The 19,772-nt window shown below is 46.6% G+C and carries 12 protein-coding genes; 4 read left to right on the forward strand and 8 right to left on the reverse strand.

Features of this window, described 5'->3' with window-relative positions:
• Positions 1-419: 419 nt before the first annotated feature.
• The 3 genes from ACRBG0_RS01990 to ACRBG0_RS02000 all read right to left on the reverse strand — a co-directional run bounded on the left by ACRBG0_RS01990 (position 420) and on the right by ACRBG0_RS02000 (position 4,602).
• Complete coding sequence (locus ACRBG0_RS01990) at positions 420-1,808, reverse strand: T9SS type A sorting domain-containing protein (protein WP_431485257.1); 1,389 nt, start codon at positions 1,806-1,808, stop codon at positions 420-422.
• A gap of 6 nt (positions 1,809-1,814) precedes the next feature.
• A complete protein-coding gene (locus tag ACRBG0_RS01995) occupies positions 1,815-3,146 on the reverse strand; it encodes an FG-GAP-like repeat-containing protein (RefSeq protein ID WP_431485258.1) in 1,332 nt (443 codons plus the stop codon).
• Between the two features lie 142 nt (positions 3,147-3,288).
• Positions 3,289-4,602: an aminotransferase class I/II-fold pyridoxal phosphate-dependent enzyme gene (locus ACRBG0_RS02000; RefSeq protein WP_431485259.1), complete on the reverse strand. Its 1,314-nt coding sequence runs from the start codon at positions 4,600-4,602 to the stop codon at positions 3,289-3,291.
• Positions 4,603-5,173: 571 nt separating this feature from the next.
• Here ACRBG0_RS02000 and ACRBG0_RS02005 point away from each other — a divergent pair.
• From ACRBG0_RS02005 to arsS, 4 genes are all read left to right on the forward strand, one after another.
• On the forward strand, positions 5,174-7,549 hold the full coding sequence (locus ACRBG0_RS02005) for a hypothetical protein (RefSeq protein WP_431485260.1): 2,376 nt from the start codon (positions 5,174-5,176) through the stop codon (positions 7,547-7,549).
• A gap of 119 nt (positions 7,550-7,668) precedes the next feature.
• Positions 7,669-10,239 carry a T9SS type A sorting domain-containing protein gene (locus ACRBG0_RS02010; RefSeq protein WP_431485261.1) on the forward strand — a complete coding sequence of 857 codons (2,571 nt, stop codon included), beginning with the start codon at positions 7,669-7,671 and terminating at the stop codon, positions 10,237-10,239.
• A 358-nt stretch (positions 10,240-10,597) separates the two neighbouring features.
• Positions 10,598-10,936, forward strand: a complete 339-nt coding sequence (locus ACRBG0_RS02015; RefSeq protein WP_020538613.1) for an arsenosugar biosynthesis-associated peroxidase-like protein — start codon at positions 10,598-10,600, stop codon at positions 10,934-10,936.
• A 234-nt stretch (positions 10,937-11,170) separates the two neighbouring features.
• Positions 11,171-12,241: an arsenosugar biosynthesis radical SAM (seleno)protein ArsS gene (arsS, locus tag ACRBG0_RS02020; RefSeq protein ID WP_431485262.1), complete on the forward strand. Its 1,071-nt coding sequence runs from the start codon at positions 11,171-11,173 to the stop codon at positions 12,239-12,241.
• Between the two features lie 58 nt (positions 12,242-12,299).
• Here arsS and ACRBG0_RS02025 read toward each other — a convergent pair whose 3' ends face one another.
• From ACRBG0_RS02025 to ACRBG0_RS02045, 5 genes are all read right to left on the reverse strand, one after another.
• Positions 12,300-12,938, reverse strand: coding sequence for an intradiol ring-cleavage dioxygenase (locus tag ACRBG0_RS02025; RefSeq protein WP_431485263.1), 639 nt, complete (start codon positions 12,936-12,938; stop codon positions 12,300-12,302).
• Between the two features lie 68 nt (positions 12,939-13,006).
• Positions 13,007-14,494: an ArnT family glycosyltransferase gene (locus ACRBG0_RS02030; protein WP_431485264.1), complete on the reverse strand. Its 1,488-nt coding sequence runs from the start codon at positions 14,492-14,494 to the stop codon at positions 13,007-13,009.
• Between the two features lie 93 nt (positions 14,495-14,587).
• Positions 14,588-16,027 carry a T9SS type A sorting domain-containing protein gene (locus ACRBG0_RS02035; protein WP_431485265.1) on the reverse strand — a complete coding sequence of 480 codons (1,440 nt, stop codon included), beginning with the start codon at positions 16,025-16,027 and terminating at the stop codon, positions 14,588-14,590.
• 211 nt (positions 16,028-16,238) lie between these two features.
• The gene (locus ACRBG0_RS02040) at positions 16,239-17,216 is read right to left on the reverse strand and encodes a DUF5991 domain-containing protein (RefSeq protein WP_431485266.1); all 978 of its coding nucleotides are present in this window, start codon (positions 17,214-17,216) and stop codon (positions 16,239-16,241) included.
• Positions 17,217-17,257: 41 nt separating this feature from the next.
• On the reverse strand, positions 17,258-19,708 hold the full coding sequence (locus tag ACRBG0_RS02045) for a heavy metal translocating P-type ATPase (RefSeq protein ID WP_431485267.1): 2,451 nt from the start codon (positions 19,706-19,708) through the stop codon (positions 17,258-17,260).
• Positions 19,709-19,772 lie beyond the last annotated feature (64 nt).

Here is a 19,772-nt window from a genome sequence, read left to right on the forward strand (position 1 = left end):
TTGAACTTGCTCTAACGAGTTTTGAACAACGTCCGCTGGTTGTTCTTCTTGAGATTGGTCTTGCTGACAAGCCCACAAGCAAAAGATGGTTAAAGTGAAAATTGAAGTCCTCATAAGCGTTTTTATACTCTTGATTTATGAAATGGCATTCTTTGACATAGTTGGCACTATTGACAATACAAGAGACAGGACAGGTAGGGGGTAAGCTGCATTAACGTGAGCTAAACCTCACATTGCATTATGAGTGATGAGGTCAGGGGGAGGAGCAGACTTCTGGTAGTATGCCCTTGGAAAGTGTACAAACCAGGTAGCAGGATAATATTCCCAACTCCGAGGAGGAACGACGATCAGCGTAGCTAAACCACTTAGTGCCGGGGATGGAGTGTATGTTATGCTTTCGCAGAAATGAAAAATCGAGGTTAGTTGCTTTTTATTAGTTTATAAACCTTGTGTATGCCAGTATTTGAGATGACATCTATCAGGTATAAACCAGGCATCCCATTAATATCAAATTCAACTTGCTTGATGGAATTAGTAATTGCAAATGCATCTACTGTTTTACCTAAAACATTTCTTATTGCAATGCTTTCTATTTGATGATTTTCTCCCAGGTCAATCGTGGTAAAGCCAGCTGAAGGGTTAGGGTAAATATTTATCTGATTTTTTTCATTGAAATCACCTGCTGTACTTGTGACGAAATCTCCAAAAACTTGAACTAAACCATGATATACGCCCTCTTGAGGGCCGTTGTTATCAAATAAAGGGTTTCCAAAAGCAGCAATGTTTCCGTTACCTGAAACGGAAACCGAGAAAGAGCCAGTTTCAAGGGTTGCCCCTTTTTGAATCCATACATTGTTTTCAAGTTTGTAAATCTTGGCTGACCCTCCCCAATGATAACCGGTTCCAAGTGTGGTGCCATCGTTAGATAAGGACACAGCGCCACCAACGTATTCTGCGCCATCACTTTCCATATCGTTTCCTATTTGATTCCAGGCGTCAGTTTCATATTCGAATACTCTAACTCTACCAATATTAATAGAATTAGCACTTGACCAGTTAGGAGCACCGATGGCAATTTTTTGACCATTAGAAGATAATGAAATGGAAGATACGCCCTCGTCATAGAAACCTTCGTTTTCAATGTCACTTCCTTTTTGGAGCCATTCGTCAGCAATGAGTTCGTAAATCCTTACTTGACTAATTCCTGGTATTGCTACGCCTATGGTATTGCCGTTTTCTGAAATAGAGACGGACATTCCAGTGTATTCCATCTCATCAGGATCTTGGAGAATAGCCTGCCCTACTTGTATCCATTCATCGTTTTCAAATTTGTATACAAAAACAGATGCTGCGTTTGAGGCCACTCCAACTCCAACGCTTAAACCATCTTCTGATAGAGAAACCCTATGGCCAAATGATCCTGCAAAATTTCCATTCAAAATATCTTGACCAATTTGTACCCATTCCGTGCCGTCATATTCCAAAATCCTAACCGAAGAAAAGTCTCCTATTGCGAGTATATCTCCGTTTCCTGATAGCGAAATATATACATTGTTACCTTCTTCTGCTTCTAAATCCTCTCCCATTTGTACCCAGTCAATGCCATTGTACTCAAATACGCTAACGGAAGAACTATAAGAAATGGCCATTCTGTTTCCTTCATGGGATAAGGAAACATCATAACCGCATATATCGCGTGTTTGTGCACTTGTAATATCAGTCCCTAATTGAATTTGTGCACTACTATTGTAGTGGAAGGCCAAATGAAAAATGAAACTGAGCATTAGATATTTAATTCCTTGTAGCAAGAGTTCTTATTTAGTTACTACGATTTTCTTGAAAATCTTCTTTTGAGACTCTAGTACTTGTAATTCTAACAAATACATTCCACTTTGGAATTTAGAGATATCAATTGATTCAGTGTTCACTCCCTCAAAAAACAAGCGTCCAGAATGATCGTACAGCTTAGCTATATAATTGCTTTCAATAGTGGTGATATTTATTACACTATTCGAAGGGTTTGGAAATATGGACAATGAAAAATCTAAAGGTTCAATAGTTGAGCTTGTCAAGTCATTTGTAAATAAATAAAGTGATGAAGCCCCTGCTACTGAACCAAGAATGTCTAAGTTTTCATCATTTTCGTTATCAAAGACAAAAATATCAGAGATAGCATCGTTGATTATAATCTCTTCTTTCTCAAAGGTTAATGATGTGGGGTCTAGGTTTTTGTAAATGGCTAGTCCTTGTGAGAAAGCTACCGCTAAGTCTAAATTTCCATCATTATTGAAATCGAGACTCTCTATGGAAGTAGCCTCAGGAATGTCTACGTCTATTTGAGTAGATTCAAAAACATTATTCCCGCTATTTATATAAATAATGGTTGCTCCGGAAAAGTCAGTTATGGCAAAGTCGTTTAACCCATCATTGTTGAAATCACCAGTTGTATTACCTAAAGGTGAAGGTTGGCTATCAATATTAATTTTACTGAAATTTAATGATCCGTCATTCAGGTAAATATTTATATCAGAACCAAACCTAGCACAAGTCACGATATCCATGTTTCCATCTCCATTAAAATCAGCAGTACTAATTTCACCAACATTGTCTAAATCTGTATCAATGTCAGAGACACTAAAGGAGAAAAAACCAGGGCTTGTCATTTCAAATAATGAAATTTTATCATTGGCAGGACTTGCAACGATTAAGTCTAAATCACCATCTTGATCGAAATCGTGAGATACAAATTCCCGGCCTTTTTCAAAGTCAAAGCTATTTAAGAACTGAGTAGAGAATGCTAGATTCCCTTGATTTCTCAACACCTTGATACCACTAGACAAGGAATGGATTACCAAAATGTCATCCAAGCCGTCTAGGTTGTAGTCTCCTATGCCTAATCTAATTGGACCATCAACTGTAAGTAGTTCCTCTTCAATTATTTGGCCATTGTCTTCTCTTAACAGAAGAACCTTATCTTGGCTAAATTGAGTGACAACATACTCGTTTATTCCATCCGAGTTAAAGTCGTGTGCGATGATTCCCTGGCAGCTAGGAATCTCATCTGATATTAGCGTTGAAGTAAAAGACTGAGAATGTAAAGAAATACAAACTAGCAGAGAGCAAGTTGAAATTAAAATCTTGTTCATTATTGATTGTTTAGAGCCGTGAACCAGGCGTAAGGCTGGGGTAATAAAACTTGGGTAGTACGTATTTTGAGGTCTCGAATCAGAAAAATGTTACTAACGCACAGCCAGAAACAGGCTGAGCCGAAAGATAAAGAAAATGATTCTACCCAAGAAGATAACCCTTCATCCTATCCATTGCCACCTCTAAATGGGCAAGGGGTACTGCGGTGTGTACAATTCTAAAAAGTCCCTTTTTTTGATGCTGGAACCCTAAACCGGGAGTGAGCAATACGCCCGTGTTTTTAAAAATGTCAATCCAAAGTACTTCCTGGCCTTTGTCGCTATCCTCTTTTAGGAATTTAGAAAAATCCGCCCAGACAAATAAGCTTCCTCTGGCGGGAACATAAGGAATATTCGCTTTTCTTAAGGTTTCTACCACCAGTTTGTAACTTTGACTAAGGCGCGCTTTGTTTTCTCGGATGTAGCTTTCGATAAAGTCGGTGTCTTTTAGCATTGTTCCTACCATCCATTGTGTGATGTTTGAAACCAGGTGAGGGATATTTAGATTACCAAGGCCCGCCATTAACGATTCGTTCAGGGAATGTATCACACCAAACCGTAATCCAGACATGGCAAAGTCTTTGGAGAAAGCGTACCACAAGTGCAAATAATCACTCTCTGATTCGTGCATGATGGTGGCAAAAGAAGCGTAGCTAGTGGTTTCAACGTAATCATGTTGCAAATCCTGGTCATCTGTGTCAATCAGGGAAAGCCCATAGATTTCATTGACGATAATATGGACTTTATGGGCTATGCACCAATCTGCCAGCTGACGCAATTGCTGTTTGGTGTACAGACAACCGGTTGGATTATCGGGAGAAGTGATCAATAGTATTTTGAAGCATTTGCCTTGAGCTTTCAGGTCTGCCCAGGCCTTATCCAAGTGTGCTGTTGTCACCGGTGCTTCAGAGCCCATTTCTGTGATGTCGTAATGTGTTTGAAGGTCGTAGCGTTCCATGCCACTTTTCAGACCAAGGTCGTTGGTGTACATAGGGTAGGCGGGGGCGGGGATGACCACCACATCACCGGGATTAGCTAGCACAAATGAACTGACCTCTATAATAGCCGAGGCCCCCGCAGAGAAGCCAATGGTATCTGCATCGATGGGGCATTTGCAGAGGTAGTGTTCCATAAATTGGGCGACTTCGGCTCTAACCTCTGGGTGCCCTAGCAGGTCGGTATAGTTCAATACCCAATCGGGCATTTCATTCTGCTGAAGAATGGAGGTCAGCTGTGCCTTGATAGTCGATGTAGATAGGGTGTTTTCGGCAACGTTCAGGGGAAATGCACCATTAGGGTTGCTATCAGGGCAATATAGATTTTGATTGGCCTCCATGAATAATTCAAAATCTATTCTTGCTGGATTTTCGGCGGAGGCGCGGCCTCTGGTGGATAGGCTGGAGCTTGGGTGGCCCATATTGTCTTATGTTTTTTACCAAAAAAAATACAAAGTACACTTTATTGATTCCTTCTCTAAAAATTTTCGAGATCAATCAAAATGCGAACCGAACAGGTGAGCGCGGTAAGCGGAGCGCGCAGGGACTAAGGATGGTAGGACTGAAAGGACGGACAGCCTGACGCCACCGAAGGTAGGCGGAGGCCCATTTTGAAGTCGGAAGTCAGAAGTCGGAAGTGGGAAATAAAAAATACAGCAAGCCTCCCCTGTTCGGCGTGCGGTTGCACCTTAGCCTATATCACGTATTCATTATTAAAAGGATGAGTGGTAACCCCAAAACAAACCCGCGCATCACGCCTCCCTTCCCCTGTCAAAAACATCCCGAAATGAAGCCATTTTAAACAATGGGAAGGGCCGAGGATGGGGCCAGAGGGCGGTTTGAAGGTTTTATGGTTGATTGAAAAAATCTGGCATCTTAGGTTCTTGAAAGGATAGCTGTTGTAAGCTCATACTGTGACCATCAACGATAAACCACAGACAAACAAACCTAAAATACCCTATATTAGAGAAATTTTGCATAAAAAACACCTCCATGTCTGAGCAAACCCAAGTGGCACTGGCCACTCTCAAATTGTATTTTAAAGAAAAGAACCTTGCTAACGAAAAGACAACCAAACTGACCAAGTGGCTGAAAGAGGGAAAAAATAACAAGTATAAAAAACGGCGCGATAGCTGGTTTCCTGATTATGACAAGTTTGTTGACTCCTTGGTGAAGGACTACTGGAAAAGCATTAATCAGCAAAAGAGCGAAAGGGATACGCTGGTGCGCCAACTGAATAAAACCTGTGCGACTGCGCTGGTAGATTTTGCCAAAAAAACAACCACTACGGAACAGTCTTTGACGATAGTAGGTGATACGCTTGCCAAGGTGCAAACGCAAGAAGCTACCGCTGTAGCTGATCAGAAATTATTTGTCAAGCTACTGGCCGCACTAGACAAAAGAGTTAACAAAGAAGGTACGGCCAAGCTGGTTAAGTTGCAGAGTAGCGCCCGGTCGGCTCACGAAAAAGCCGAAGCTTCAGCCACCTTACTGAAGGAGAACAGAAATACGATAACGCAGGCCCAAAAGCAATTGTCGGAAGCAAAAACGCAGCTGGCTGCAATGACAAAGCAAGTGACTTCTGTTCAAGCGTTGGCCAAAGAAAAAATGACCAATCTGGCAGGTATTGCCGACGAAATACGCAACCTGCGTAAGCCAACGACGGACAAAGAAGCAGTACTGCACAGTGATATCGTGAAAAGATTAGATGCGGAGGCTGGGGTAGATACAATAACGAAAGGGCAGCAGCAAGTAGACCAGTCGCTCCAAAAAGCCAAGGAACTGGTGACCCGCTTCGCTACCGGTACAGTACAGAGCCAAAACGAAGCTGCCCTTGGGAAAATACGCAACGCACTCCAGCGAGCCAACCAGCACTGGCTGAAAGTGTCGGACACAGAGGAACTCGACTTCTTTGACCCCTCGCCTTACTATGCCTACTATACCAATATTTGGGTATACCCCCAAGCAAATACTCGAGTGAAAGGTATGGCCCAAGATCCCTACCTGAAAGGCGGCCTGGATAAGTCCCACTTTTTTGTAAAAAAGAAAGGAGAGCTGGTGAAACTTAGCAGCGGAGGTTGGTGTCTATGGGAGGATTTTTGGACCCAGCAGCAGAAAGAACGAGCCGATTATCTGATGGCTTTTGCCTCGTTCTTGGAGAAGCAATACGAAGTGATGGACGACCTGAAAGGGCAGGATAAACTAGACCGTATTAGAGGGGTACTGTCGCAGGCACAGCGCGTTATTCGTCGTTTCAATAAAGGTAATCCACTAGCTATAAGCGCGCTAGCCCCGGAGCCAATCTATGAGGAAGATCTGCAACAAGTAACCAGCCCGCACGAACTAATATCCCCCTTGCGAGAGTGGATAAAGTTGACGGAAAGCAATATCGCCAGGGTGAAAGCCGAAGATGATGTGAATACGAATGCAGGCTCTTGGTACTCCAATACCGATTGGAACACCCTCCTGCGAGTGCCGCAGTACCGTACGCAGAGTGATAACCTGATCTCGCCGGAGAGTACCTGCGCTCCTACAACCTTCACCATGATGGCCGAAAGAGCCGGCTGGTCGCGCGCGGACATGATTGAAGCAATCGATCAACGCTTTCGCGAAGAAGGAGCAGACAATTTGGAAAGGCATTGGAAGAATAAAGGCAAAAAGTTTCTTGATTGGATCAATGCTAGGGCCACTAAGAATTATCAGAAAGTACAAGCTGGAAGGCTGGGTGAAAGACATTTTGAGAAGGTGGCCGAAAATATGCGTGAGCATGCCCAATTTGAAGACCTTACCATTTTTTATCACTACCTGATCAATAGCGCCCATTTTACCAGTATCAACTCTTCCGGTAGCCACAACATCCGCTTACAGCAAGGCTTGGAAAACGATGGCGATTTTGGGAAACAAGGCAGCTACGCCTATAAGAGATACAACACCCTGAGCTCGGACCTGGCCACCCGCAAGTTGGTGAAAGACCACCTCGACTTGGGTAACGTGGTCATGTTTTCCATCTTTCACAAGGGAGCAGGCCAGTCTGGAACACACAATTATTTTATCCAATCAATCACTAAAAATGGCTTTGTAGTGGATGATCCTTATGGTTTGGGGAACACGGACTACGTGCGAAAATCAGGCGTGACAAGCGACCTGTACAAAGCCAAAGGAGGCAACAAACATCGCAATGATTATAATTTCAAAAACCGGCCGGTTCTCAGCCTCCTGCGCAAAGATTTTACCATGAAAGCAGGGCAAGACCTCAAAGACGATGAATCGCGTGGCGACGCTAACCTGTTAACCTGGGAAATGATGACGAACTCAAGTAGCCGCATCATCAATTACGTAGTGGTGTGGGAGAAGAAGGGGGCGAGTTAAGGAAATTTTCCCACTCATTTGCAAATATCAGACCAGGCAAGATTCTTGCCTGATAGTTCAGACTTTTGGTGTATAACAGCCATTGGTCCTACCGACTATCACTTCTTAATATTTGCTAAATGACACGTTTTTCTTTACTCCTACTCTTAATCTTAACTTGTGTCCAACTATCGTGGGCTCAGCTCAGTGTTGCTGGTACCCCCATCAGCACACAACAAGCATTGCCTACTGCTGCTACCGTAGTGCTGCCTGCATTGGATACCGATGCCTTGCTAGCCGAAGACCTGGCCGATGAGGCATATAACCTCCCTCTCCGTTTTGCTTTTGGGCACAATGTTGACCTGAGTCTCGCTAACGCAGGTACATGGACGGAACTGCGTGGTGGTGATCGTGTTTGGCGGCTCACCATCTTTTGCCCTGATGCCTTGAATATCAACCTGCTTTATAGTGACTTTTACCTCCCACAAGGGGCGGAGTTGTATTTGTACAACAAAAATAAGAGCCAGGTATTGGGGGCTTTTACCGAAAATAACAACAAAGACAATCGCCGTTTTGCGACGGCACTAGTGCACGGCACCCAGCTGACACTGGAATACCTGGAACCTGCTGATGTGCGTGGACAAGGCAGTATCAAAATTGCCCAGGTAAGCCATGGTTACCGCAACCTCGATGGCTCTACCGAAGATAAAGCTTCTGGTGATTGCCAGGTCAACGTCAACTGTGAGGAAGGGGATAACTGGCAGGATGAAAAGAAAGGCGTGGCGAAGATCATTATGGACGGCCTCTACCTATGTACCGGAACCCTGGTGACCAATACCGCCAACGATTGCAAGCCACTCTTCCTGACGGCCAACCACTGCCTGAGCGGTGGTATCAAGCAAGACGCTATCATTAACCCTGATGTTTCCGGGTACGTCTTTTACTGGAATTATGAATACGCAGGCTGTGCCAACAGCGGCCCACTCCCTGAGCAAACGACCAGTGGAGGTACAGTGTTGGCCAATGCTGGTGTGATGGAAACTGGCTTGCATACCCTTCTGAGTTCAGACTTTGCGCTGATTGAACTGGATGAAAACCCGCGCGGGGCCTACGATGTGTATTTCAACGGCTGGGACGCTACTGGTGCGCAAGGCAATACCGGGGTAGGTATTCACCATCCAGCAGGCGATGCCAAGAAAATTTCCACCCACTCGGTTGTGCCCGAAGAAGATGGCTATTACTGGGCTTTGTATTGGGATGCTACCCCAAATGGTTACTCGGTGACGGAGGGCGGCTCTTCTGGTTCCGCGCTGTTTCGCGAAGATGGTACCATTATTGGTCAGCTTTTCGGCGGCGGCAGTGTAAATTGCGATGATCCGGCCAATGACCTGGGCCTTTACGGCCGCCTCAATTATTCCTGGACCAACAGTGATGATCTCCTGGCAAGTGACCCGCGCCGCCGTCTCGATGTGTGGCTAGACCCCATCGGGCAAGGCAGTATCCGCAAGATGAACGGCACTTACGACCCTTGCGAAACCCCTAAAGTGTACTTTAAAACGGTCGCTGCTACCTTAGCAGAAGAGGATGCTTCCCAAGCGGAGAACTGCCGCAGTTATACCGATTACACTTACGAACTTGGGATTACACCTTACCCTACACAGCCGGTTAATGTATCGCTATTTGCACAAGGAAATGCAGATAATGGGCCTACGGGCGACTACCAATTACTGACGAGCAGCCTTCAGTTCAACAATGTTACCAATACCCAATCTTTTCAGTTTCGGGTTTACGATGATGCTTATCCTGAAGCGATGGAAGCTATCGAGCTATCGTTTGCTGCTCAAGGAACCAATGGTGTGCAGGTAGGATTATTGAACGCCAATTCAGTACAGCAAATACAATTGACCAGCGCCGACGAAGTGCCCGACAATCACGTGCAAACGGTTCGCAACACCAGCGCACCCGCCGAGGAATACTTGGGGCCTTTTGGAACGGTTTACTTCACCGACCCCGGCACAGGAGGCATGATGGCCGTTTTGACCAATGAGACTGCCCATGACTACGGTTGCGTGAGTGTGATGGTTGACCAGCCAGGAAGCACCGCCAACAACAGTTGGGCTACTGGCACGACCTTCAGCAAAACCCTGCGTATCGTTGCCGAGCACCCTGGGGCGGCGGCACTTTCAGCGGGGCTTTACTTTGACGATGGTGAACTTGCCGGCTGGCAATGGTTCAACAATAGCGGCTGGGATGCCGACGATGCTTTAGCGTATCAGTTTATTGGCCCCGCCACGCTGAGCAACGAAGCAACTGCTCAGGAAATGGCCACCACCTTTACCGCTTACGGTAGTGGAGATACCCGCCTGGACCTGCAATTGTCGGGCCTCACTACTGCCGTAACCGGGTTTGCAATAGGCCGTTTGAGCTCAGCGGACAATCAGCAACAATTGGTTACCACGCCTACCAGTACGCTTGCTCCCAACCTGACGAGCAACCAGAGTGTACTCACTTGGCGCGCTACCCAGGATGGCCCTACACAAATCCGTGTAGTTGATACTCAAGGACAGTTGGTGACCAGCTATTTCAACTATAGCTACGAAGGTTACAACAACTTTACCCTCGACGCCAACCACTGGCAACCAGGTATGTATTTCGTACAATTGATTAGAACAGGAGCTCCAGTAGAAATCCAGCGACTGATAAAACAGTAAAAAAGAGCAACTTGGCTGCCTAGAGGTAGGGGAGACGCTCTTCTAGGCAGCACAGTATTGTATTTTTGTGCCTGCCCGCTACCGAAAGGTAGTTGGCAGGTAACTTTTTTGGGGTCATGCCTTCTCCCATCCCGACTTTTCTAGTCGAGACGGGATCGGCACCAGGCTGTCTGTCGCTAGCGCTCCTGCCCATCCTTTGCCCTAGGTCGCTCCGCGCCCCGCGCTCCGGCCTACAGGCCTGCGCACTGATCAGCAATACACTTGTCCAACTACGGACATTGGCCCCAGCATATATTTTGCCATCTGCGGTTTTTGTGCTAGTATTGCTACCTTTCAGAATAACTAGCATTCCTACAACATGGAAAAGAAATATTTTGATCCTAAGGATCTACGTAAATTTGGTAAGATCACCGAGTTGCAAGAGGAGATGGGCACCAAATTCTTCGATTACTACAATACTGTTTTTAAAGGAGATACAGCGCTCACTGAGCGAGAAAAGGCCTTGATCGCACTGGCTGTTGCGCATACTGTGCAGTGCCCTTACTGTATCGATGCCTACACTTCCGCTTCCCTCGAAAAAGGAGCGGATGAAGAGCAGATGATGGAAGCCGTACACGTTGCCGCTGCCATCAAGAGTGGCGCTGCACTGGTATTTGGCGTTCAGATGATGAACCACGCTGAACGATTGTCCATGTAATTTGTTAGTCCACCTGACTTCACAGATACATCGTTTCAGTACTAGATATGCGAAGCGTAAACTTTCCTCAAAAAGCAGTAGTTACTTTTGACAGAATAGTTAGCCACTAAATCAGCTAGACACGGCCTCAACGGAATAAATCGGGATTAGAGCGTTTTTAGCAGAATCTCCGTGCCTCCGCGTCTCCGTGGCAAAAAAAGTCAAAGTTAAAATGGCTGCAAAAAAAAGCAATAGATGGCTATTAAGCAAAAAAGCAAATCCCTAAAAGCAAGAGGGAATAATCTTTCGGATTCTTTTGTTCAACTGAATGTCCTCAACGGCAAGGATATTGTCGATTCGAAGTTCCCTGGTTTTGGTGATAAGATTGCAGAAATTGGACACCGTCCGTTAAAGACCAATCCTGTAGAGATCTTTCAGTTAAATATCGGAAAACTCTGTAACCAGACCTGTGCCCACTGCCACGTAGATGCCGGCCCCGACCGCAAGGAGGAAAATATGGATCGCGCAACCTTGGAGCGTTGTTTACAGATCATAGCTTCTGTGCCCACCATCACTACGGTCGATATTACAGGTGGTGCTCCGGAAATGAATGCCCATTTTCGTTGGTTTGTAGAAGAAGTGACGGCCCTGGGTAAGCAGGTGATTGATCGTTGTAACCTCACCATTCTGTGTGCCAATCCAAAATACCACGACCTGCCGGAGTTTTTTGCAAAAAACAAGGTACAAGTAGTTTCTTCCCTTCCGTATTTTTCTAAGAAACGAACCGATAGCCAGCGAGGCGACGGTGTTTTCGAAGATTCTATCAAAGCCCTGCAGATGCTCAACGCAGTCGGTTACGGCAAAGAAGGGACGGGCCTGGAACTTCACCTCGTTTACAACCCTAGTGGTGCCTTCTTGCCCGCTAGCCAAGAGACCTTGCAAGCAGAGTTTAAGCGTCAGTTAAAGCGTAAGTTTGATATTGAATTCAATATGCTTTTCGCGATAACGAACTTGCCTATCGCCCGCTTCCTGGATTACCTGTTAGAGAGTGGGAACTATGAAGAGTATATGCACAAGTTGGTAGAGGCTTACAACCCTGGCACGGTTGATGGCCTTATGTGTCGTAATACCCTTTCCATCAGCTGGGACGGCTTTATCTACGATTGTGATTTCAATCAGATGCTGGACCTGAAAGTTGCCAGCACTAGCCAACACATAGATGATTTCGACCTGGATGCCCTCAAAGACCGCAGCGTGGTTGTCAATCAGCATTGTTACGGCTGTACGGCTGGCGCGGGATCAAGCTGTGGCGGAGAGATTTCGTAACCTGCTGTTCCACTGTTCCGTAAAGTCGGATTTTAAACCCGATTTTACGGAGCAGTACTCAATACCCTGGTATATTCAATCCCAACACGATATCCCGCTCTCCTTTCCACAATTCTCCTTCTTTTCTTAGCGATACGATCCCCGAACCACCACGATTTTGCAGCCGGCTACGTCGTTCTTTCGTAAGTAAGGGGTCGTTGTCAAAGACAAAATCATCAATGTAATACTCATTCGTTTGAGCTGGTTTTACCGTTAAATGGATGTGTTCCACTTCCTGTCCACCAGGGTAGGGTGCTGGCCGGAAAGTATAGAACGCATAGCGCCCTGACTCGTCTGTTTTTACCCACCCCCGATAGCGACCGTGACGCCGGCTCCAGGCACTACTGTTATTTCCTCCGCGATATAAACCTTCTCGATCTGTATGATAGATGTAGAGAATGGTGCCTGCTGCGGGAGTTGTTCCGTCAGGCTCGAAGACCGTCCCTGTAAGGATTATTTGGGGTTCGTTTTTATAAAAATCCGGCAAGGTGTCAACGGAAGAAAGTACGCGGTCACCGTATTCAAACAGTGCCTCGCAGCCTTCGCAAGGGCCGCCAACGACCAATTGGCTCGTGCTGCTGGTTTCAGCGGGCGTTTGTGAATGGCAAGCTGTGAAGATGATCAGTATAAGTAGGGAGAGTGGAATTAGTTGGGTCATGGGTAGTGGTTTATGTTAGCCCTCCGCTTCGTAAGGTCGGGTTTTATACCCGATGGAGGAGGTAGGAGCTACTTCGTCCCCTCCACCTTCAAGCACTTACAAGGAGAAATTTCATGCGAAGCGCTAAACCGATAATTACCATCCATGTGGAGCCAAGGATCCATTTCGCAAACGACGACAGAAGTGCCTTTAGGGAAATTAGCAACAGCCGCGGCTCCTGGATGTACACGCACGGGAGGCGTATCAAGATAAGCAATGTTTACCTCAATACCACGCCGCTGAGCCAACTGGGCATAGAAAATGGCAGAAGGATTGTAAGAGGGGAGGAGTAAGGTGTAAGTCGCCAACTCGTCTAGTGTCGGGAGGTAACCACCGTACACCGTCGTTGAGGAATATTCAGGCCCGTGTTGTGTTTGCGCTACACGGTGTGCCATGTTGAGATAAGGCCAAGCCAAGCACAGCACCAAGCCAGCTATTGCAAACCAGTTGGTATAGACGTCTCGTTTTTCAATCGCAATCCAGTCCAAGAGTCCCTGGAAGCCAAGCCCAAGAAGCAAGCAGTACAACGGCACTTGAGGCATCGCGTACCACAACAATTTTGTGGAAGCAAGGGTGAGAATGATTAGGTGGGTTACCAATAAAACAAGAAGGTACCGGAGTAAGGGACGATCAGCAGCCCGTCGCCAGTAAAGCAATGGCACTACGATGAGGCATAACCACCAAGGCTGCTCGGTAGGCCAAAGCAGCAATTGCCCGATATAAAACATGGGGCCACCCCGGTGCCCTTCCAAGGGCTGACTGAACCGCCCACCGAGTTCGTTTTCCCATAAAAGGCTTAAAAAACCAGGGTCATAGATTTCTCTCAGAAGATAATAACCGACAAGGCTCATCATTGGTAATAAAACCGCAGCATAAACCCGCCAATTCGTGAGGGCGGAGCGATAAGAGGGTACAAACAAACAAAGGAGGAATATGCCAGGCAGGAAAAATAGGGCCGCTACACCTTTGGTCCAAAGGGCCAAGGTGAGTGCTACGGCGGAAAGCAATAATGTCCGCTTACTGTTTTCCTCAAGGAAAAGATAAAGGTAGAGTACGCCTACGGTTAGCCACAACACCAGCAGTGCATCGAAATCGCCCGACCTGGCAGCATGGCCATTCATATAAAACGGCACGGTAACGAGGCACAATGCAGCAACAACGCCAGCCCAGTGCCGCTTTAAGTGACGGGCAGAAAAGTACACCAAAAAAAGACAGGTCATAAGCGTAGCCAGCGCCGCAGGCAAGCGCACGGCCAGCACGGTAGGCCCCAGTACCTGCATTGCCAGCGCTTGTGACCATACCAGCAATGGAGGTTTGGTGCCCCAATGGTCGGGCTCCCCAAGAAATGAAGGAACTAAAAGGTGGCTTTCCCCCGACCACATTTCCAAAGCGTTGACCGCCCGTCGCCCTTCGTCCCACAGGCGTAGAGGAAGGGCATCTAAGCAATAAAACAACAGGTAGCCACAGGCTATCGCCGTAAAAAGTAGTAAAAATAATAATCGAGGCTGTCGTGACATGGAGCAAAGATAGCTTTAAGGGAGTTCGCGAAAAACAATCTAAACATCTTCCTACAAATTTTGCGTAGATTATTTATTTCCTCATCCCCTACCTTAATTTCCTGTGTTCACGATTAACTTTCGAGAAATACGTTGGTTGCCTACTTCGAAAAGCAATTGATAGAACCCGGACTGCCACTCTTCTACATCCAAGGTAATCATCGTGCAATTTTGCTGTGTTTGGCGACGGTAGACTTGCCCCAAAGCATTGGTCACCACCAAACTGACTTCTGCTTGCACCTCCTTGAATTCAATGGTAGTAACATGATTGGCCGGATTCGGATAAATGTGGACTAAGTCTGGGAGGTCTTCGAGCATAACCGTTGCGGAAACCGCACAGGTGTCGATGTATTCGGCAAAATACGTCGCCATATTGGTTGTCCTCAGCCAGTAGTTATCAATGGTATGGCAGCTAAGTGACTGGTTGGTGGCTTGTTGTAGGCAGTTCCAGTTGTTGGTGGTATTGTCAAATAAATAGTCGGAAGTAGGAACCCCATTGACTACCATGGTGTCTATCATCTGCTTAATGCCCAACGAGCCATAGACAATCGGGCGATTGACGATATAACCACAATTGGCAGGAAACCCCAGCAGGCAATTGACATAGCCTGCGAGTACCCTTGCTGTGCGGTAGGGAACAATCAAATCACAAGGTTGGTGGAAAAGATAGAGTGCTGGAGGATCAGCAGCATTGGTTGTGAAAATATTATTGAAAACACCACCGTAGAAATTACCTACTGCTTGAATGTGATAGGGCTTACTCAGCGGCAGATTCAAGGTGCCCTCAGGGCTGCCCAAGTCTGGGCGAGTAAGGTCCATTTCGGCAATATTATTGGCTAAGCCTAAAGTCTGAATACAAGCGCCTTCGTACAATTGATTGGGTGCCGGGGCATCAGGATATTCGGCAACCAAGTCTGCTAGTACTTCGTCTTGTTCCAGAAAACCAACACCCATAGCGATAAAGCCACCAGCGCTTTCACCGGCGATAAAAACGTTCTCGGGATCAATTTGGTAATCTTCCGAATGGTTGATAAGATAGCGCAAAGCTCCTTTAACATCCTGGATGCCTCGATAATAGGCGCGGTACCACTCGCTACTATCCGTCATGTTGTAGCAGTTCCAAAGCGGTACATTACAATTGATGGCTTGATTGGTGTGGATTTGCCCCAAACGATAACTCACCGATGCTGTTGTGTAACCGCGTTTAGCGAAATCTTCCCGGATACGGGGAGGATAATCTTCGGCTTTGTCGCCACCAATAAACGCCCCGCCATGTATCATTACCAATAAGGGTCTTCCACAGGCCGGTACCGTATCATTAATAGGGTAGGAGAGGTCTATAAAAAGAGAATCAGTAGCTCCTGCAAAACCGCGGGCCGTGCCATAGAAAATATCCCGTTCGGTTTGAATCGTATAGCTGGTGTCTACCCATTGCTGGCTGGATAGAGAAACGATTGATAATAAAACAATTAGCGAGGTAAGTAAGTGTTTCATAGGCGTGGAATTAAAACTTTTAAGCAAAGTGTTTTAACCTTACCAAAATAGAGCTCTTTAACCCTGTTTTCACAGGTTTTTTGATAAAAAAGTGTGAAATGACCACTTTTATGGCGAAATCGAGTCCAGGTACCTAGTACTTAGTACAGTGAGGTTTACCTTGTTAGAAGATTTCCTTTTAGGAATACACAAAGACAAATCTCACGCTAAGTTAATCCCTCAACGTAATTTCAATGATTTTGACCTCATCGGCAATTTTGCTGGCATCCAGGTCGTATTCCCAATTGTAAGAATCGAGTTGGTAGCTGAACGGCCCGTGGTAAGCAGCGGTATAACCTTCAATTTCTGAGCCGTGAATCTCATAACCAGTGAGCTTCTCGCGCAAATCACCGAGCGTCATACCGACGGAGAGGCCATCTTCCGTTCTTGCCTCCGGGCTGGTGACGACGATCATGCCTACGAGTTGTTCATCATTGGCATCAGGGTGGAGATAGCCAATAGCAGTCCCTTGCTGATCCAGGATTTGGTAAATCTCAAAATCACCTTCGCCAGTTTGCAGCATATCTTTCTGGAGGGAAGTCTGATGGTCTGTGATTTTATCACCAGGTTGTATGCCTACAAATGATTTGCTGGTAATCAGCAGTCTGGTCTCTGTAGATGATATCTCATTGCGAACCTTTTCAAAGGCTGGGCCGACCGTATTGTTGGCGATGACATTGGGTTCGAGGCTGCCCCAGTGGGTGATCAGTTGCTGGTCTTGTTGCTCTAGTATAAACAACTCACTGCCAATAGTTGGTTGATTGAAAATATTGTCTTTGGCATAGCCTACTAGTCTTACCCTGAGCGTGTTTCCAGTGGTGGTCCCTGCCACTTTAAGCCGTTGCATCGTTTGGAAACCATCGATGTAAAGAGTTCCTAGTAGGTTTTTGTCAAGTTGGAGTTCATAACCCCAAAAATTTCCTCCTGCATCCTCATTGAAAAGGTAGGTGCCAGGCCAGGAGGTTTTTACAGCACTTTTTGTTGTCGTTTTAGCAACTTGGGCATCTTCTGAAGGACTTGCTGTTTCACTGTTGAGCTGATCTTCTGTGGCAGCGGCATCTGTGTTTTCAGTCGCAGAAGTTGCTGGTTCGCAACTCGCAATGAATAGATAGAGCAAGCAGAAAAGAGAAAAAGAGAATAAGCGATTCATGCTGTTTTATTGAATTTGGAAATTGAGCTTAAAGCTTATACTTATTTGGTCTTAAACCCCAAAAGTCTTAGTGCATTGAGCACCACAACAAGGGTCGACCCCTCATGGGCAATGACGGCTGGCCCAATCTCTGCGACCCCCATGACGGTTAAAGGTACAAGAATGGCGACCATCCCGAGGCTGATAACGAGGTTTTGTTTGATGATTTGCTTAGCCTTTCGGCTGAGGGCGATGGCAAAGGGGAGGTTGTCCAGCTTGTCGGCCATTAGTGCGATATCGGCGGTTTCCAGGGCTACGTCTGATCCGGCGGCTCCCATGGCTATGCCTACGGTACTTTTGGCCATGGCGGGGGCGTCGTTGACACCATCACCTACCATTGCTACTTTACCTTCTTCGGCCTTCAAGCGTTCGATGGCGGCTACTTTATCCTCGGGGAGTAAGCTGCCCAGTGGGTCAGTAATACCGATCTCTGTGGCTACGGCTTCTGCTACTTTCTGGTTGTCACCTGTGAGCATAATCATTCGCCGGATACCGATTTTTCTTAAAGCAGCCAAGGTTGCTTTTGCCTCGGGTCGGGCGGTATCCATCACGGCAATAATGCCGAGATAATAGTCTCCACGATGGATGATCATTGCCGTATGGCCACCATCTTCCAGGTCCTTCATTTGTTGGTCAAGGACAGGGGGGACGGGCATGCCGGTAATTTCTGCGAGCAGGCGCCTATTGCCGATGTGTATATTTTCCTTTTCTATCTGCGCTTTGACGCCACGAGCGATCAGTGCTTCGAGTTGTTCCGCCACGGGGAGCACTATGTTGCCTAGTTCCTTTTTAGCACCATCAACAATCGCTTTGGCTAACGGGTGGTCACTGAGTGCTTCTACAGCAGCAGCGGTCATTAAAAGGTCTTCACGACTGGCATTTTCGTAGGGGATAGCGTGCGTTAAGTGAGGCTTTCCTTCTGTAAGCGTGCCGGTTTTGTCAAAAGCAACGGCGGTGAGATTACCCAAATCCTCCAGTGGCCGCCCGCCTTTGATGAGCACCCCCTGCCGTGCCGCGCGTGCTACCCCAGCCAGTACGGCACTAGGGGTAGAAATAGCCAATGCACAAGGCGAAGCCGCAATAAGCACCGCCATTGCCCGGTAGAAACTATCGGCAAAGGTCTCATCAATCACCAGAAAAGCAAAGAGCAATAAAACGACCACTGCCAGTACAACGGGCACATAATAGCGCTCAAACTTGTCAGCGAATAATTGGGTAGGCGATTTCTGGGTTTCGGCTTCCTTCACCAAGGTGATCAGCCGGGCCAATGTGCTGTCGTGCGTGGCCCGCAATACCTTGATTTCTAAAACAGAACTGCCATTGATGGTGCCTGCAAAAGCACGGTGTTCGGCGGGAACGTCTTCGAGGATAATGTTACCTTCCTGGCCAATGATGGGCCGTTTATCTACCGGGACACTTTCTCCGGTAATCGGTGCTTGATTGACACTGCTGTTTCCTTTGATGACAATACCGTCGGCGGCAATTTTGCTATTGGGTTTTACCACAATAACATCGCCAACCTTTAGGTCTTCGATCGGAATTTCTACCGTTTGCCCGTTCCGGCGAATAAGTGCTATTGGTGGAGCTAAATCCGCGAGTGCAGAAATGGATTTTCGGGCCCTGTTCATGGCATAGTGTTCCAGTGCATGGCCCAAGCTGAACAGAAATAAAAGGAGCGCAGCTTCACCCCATTTGCCCAGGGCGGCAGCTCCTGCAGCGGCGACAAGCATCAGAAAGTCTATTTCAAACTTGCCTTGCCGGATCGCTCCAATGGCTTCGATAAGGGTAAAGTAGCCCCCAAATAAGATACCCACCGTGAAAATTCCAATGAGCAACTCGGGCGCAACACCATCAACAAAGGACAGAATAAACCCCGCCAGCCAAGAGATACCACTGCCAACAGCAAAGTACAACTCTGTATGCTCTCCCAGGAAATTGGTATTCGAATGATCATGGTCGTGACCCTGTTCGTGATGATGGTCTTGTTGAGGAACACGCCGGTGTTGAGGTTTTGTCGCCGGTGAGATATTTAAGCCAAGCTGTTGTATTTTTTGCCTTAACTGCTCTTCGGTCACCTGTTCACTATCCCATTCTATACGGATGGTTCCTGGTACGGATACCATTGCAGTGACCACGCCGGCAATCGCGATTATTTTATGTTCTAATTGACGAGCATGCCGTTGATGGCGTACTTTTTTTACTCGTAGCAGCGTGTGTTGATAGCGTTGAGTGACTTCAGCACCGCTGTTGCGGGCTATTTCCTCAACTTTTGCAAGGGAAATAAGCGCGGATTCATAGTGAACACACAATTGCAGCGGTTGACCTTCCTTGATGTGTGCCTTGCTGATCCCTTTTTTACCATTTAGGTCAGCGAGGAGTAATCGAATGCAGTTGTCCTGCTCATCAAGTAGCTCAGGTAGTAAAATCGGAAGGTCTAATTGTACTTTTTGCATAACAATTGAAAGGTGTAGAATTAAAGCACGATGAGGTTTACCCTACAAACTAACTAAGCTAAGG

The sequence above is a fragment of the Lewinella sp. genome, from assembly GCF_050633125.1.
Lineage (GTDB): Bacteria > Bacteroidota > Bacteroidia > Chitinophagales > Saprospiraceae > Lewinella.

Bases quoted from the DNA above. Each gene is read 5' to 3' on its own strand.
- ACRBG0_RS02045 (WP_431485267.1), bottom strand. From the start codon at position 19,708: ATGCAAAAAGTACAATTAGACCTTCCGATTTTACTACCTGAGCTACTT.
- ACRBG0_RS02040 (WP_431485266.1), bottom strand. From the start codon at position 17,216: ATGAATCGCTTATTCTCTTTTTCTCTTTTCTGCTTGCTCTATCTATTC.
- ACRBG0_RS02010 (WP_431485261.1), top strand. From the start codon at position 7,669: ATGACACGTTTTTCTTTACTCCTACTCTTAATCTTAACTTGTGTCCAA.
- ACRBG0_RS01995 (WP_431485258.1), bottom strand. From the start codon at position 3,146: ATGAACAAGATTTTAATTTCAACTTGCTCTCTGCTAGTTTGTATTTCT.
- ACRBG0_RS02025 (WP_431485263.1), bottom strand. From the start codon at position 12,938: ATGACCCAACTAATTCCACTCTCCCTACTTATACTGATCATCTTCACA.
- ACRBG0_RS02000 (WP_431485259.1), bottom strand. From the start codon at position 4,602: ATGGGCCACCCAAGCTCCAGCCTATCCACCAGAGGCCGCGCCTCCGCC.
- ACRBG0_RS02035 (WP_431485265.1), bottom strand. From the start codon at position 16,027: ATGAAACACTTACTTACCTCGCTAATTGTTTTATTATCAATCGTTTCT.
- arsS (WP_431485262.1), top strand. From the start codon at position 11,171: ATGGCTATTAAGCAAAAAAGCAAATCCCTAAAAGCAAGAGGGAATAAT.
- ACRBG0_RS02005 (WP_431485260.1), top strand. From the start codon at position 5,174: ATGTCTGAGCAAACCCAAGTGGCACTGGCCACTCTCAAATTGTATTTT.
- ACRBG0_RS02015 (WP_020538613.1), top strand. From the start codon at position 10,598: ATGGAAAAGAAATATTTTGATCCTAAGGATCTACGTAAATTTGGTAAG.
- ACRBG0_RS02030 (WP_431485264.1), bottom strand. From the start codon at position 14,494: ATGTCACGACAGCCTCGATTATTATTTTTACTACTTTTTACGGCGATA.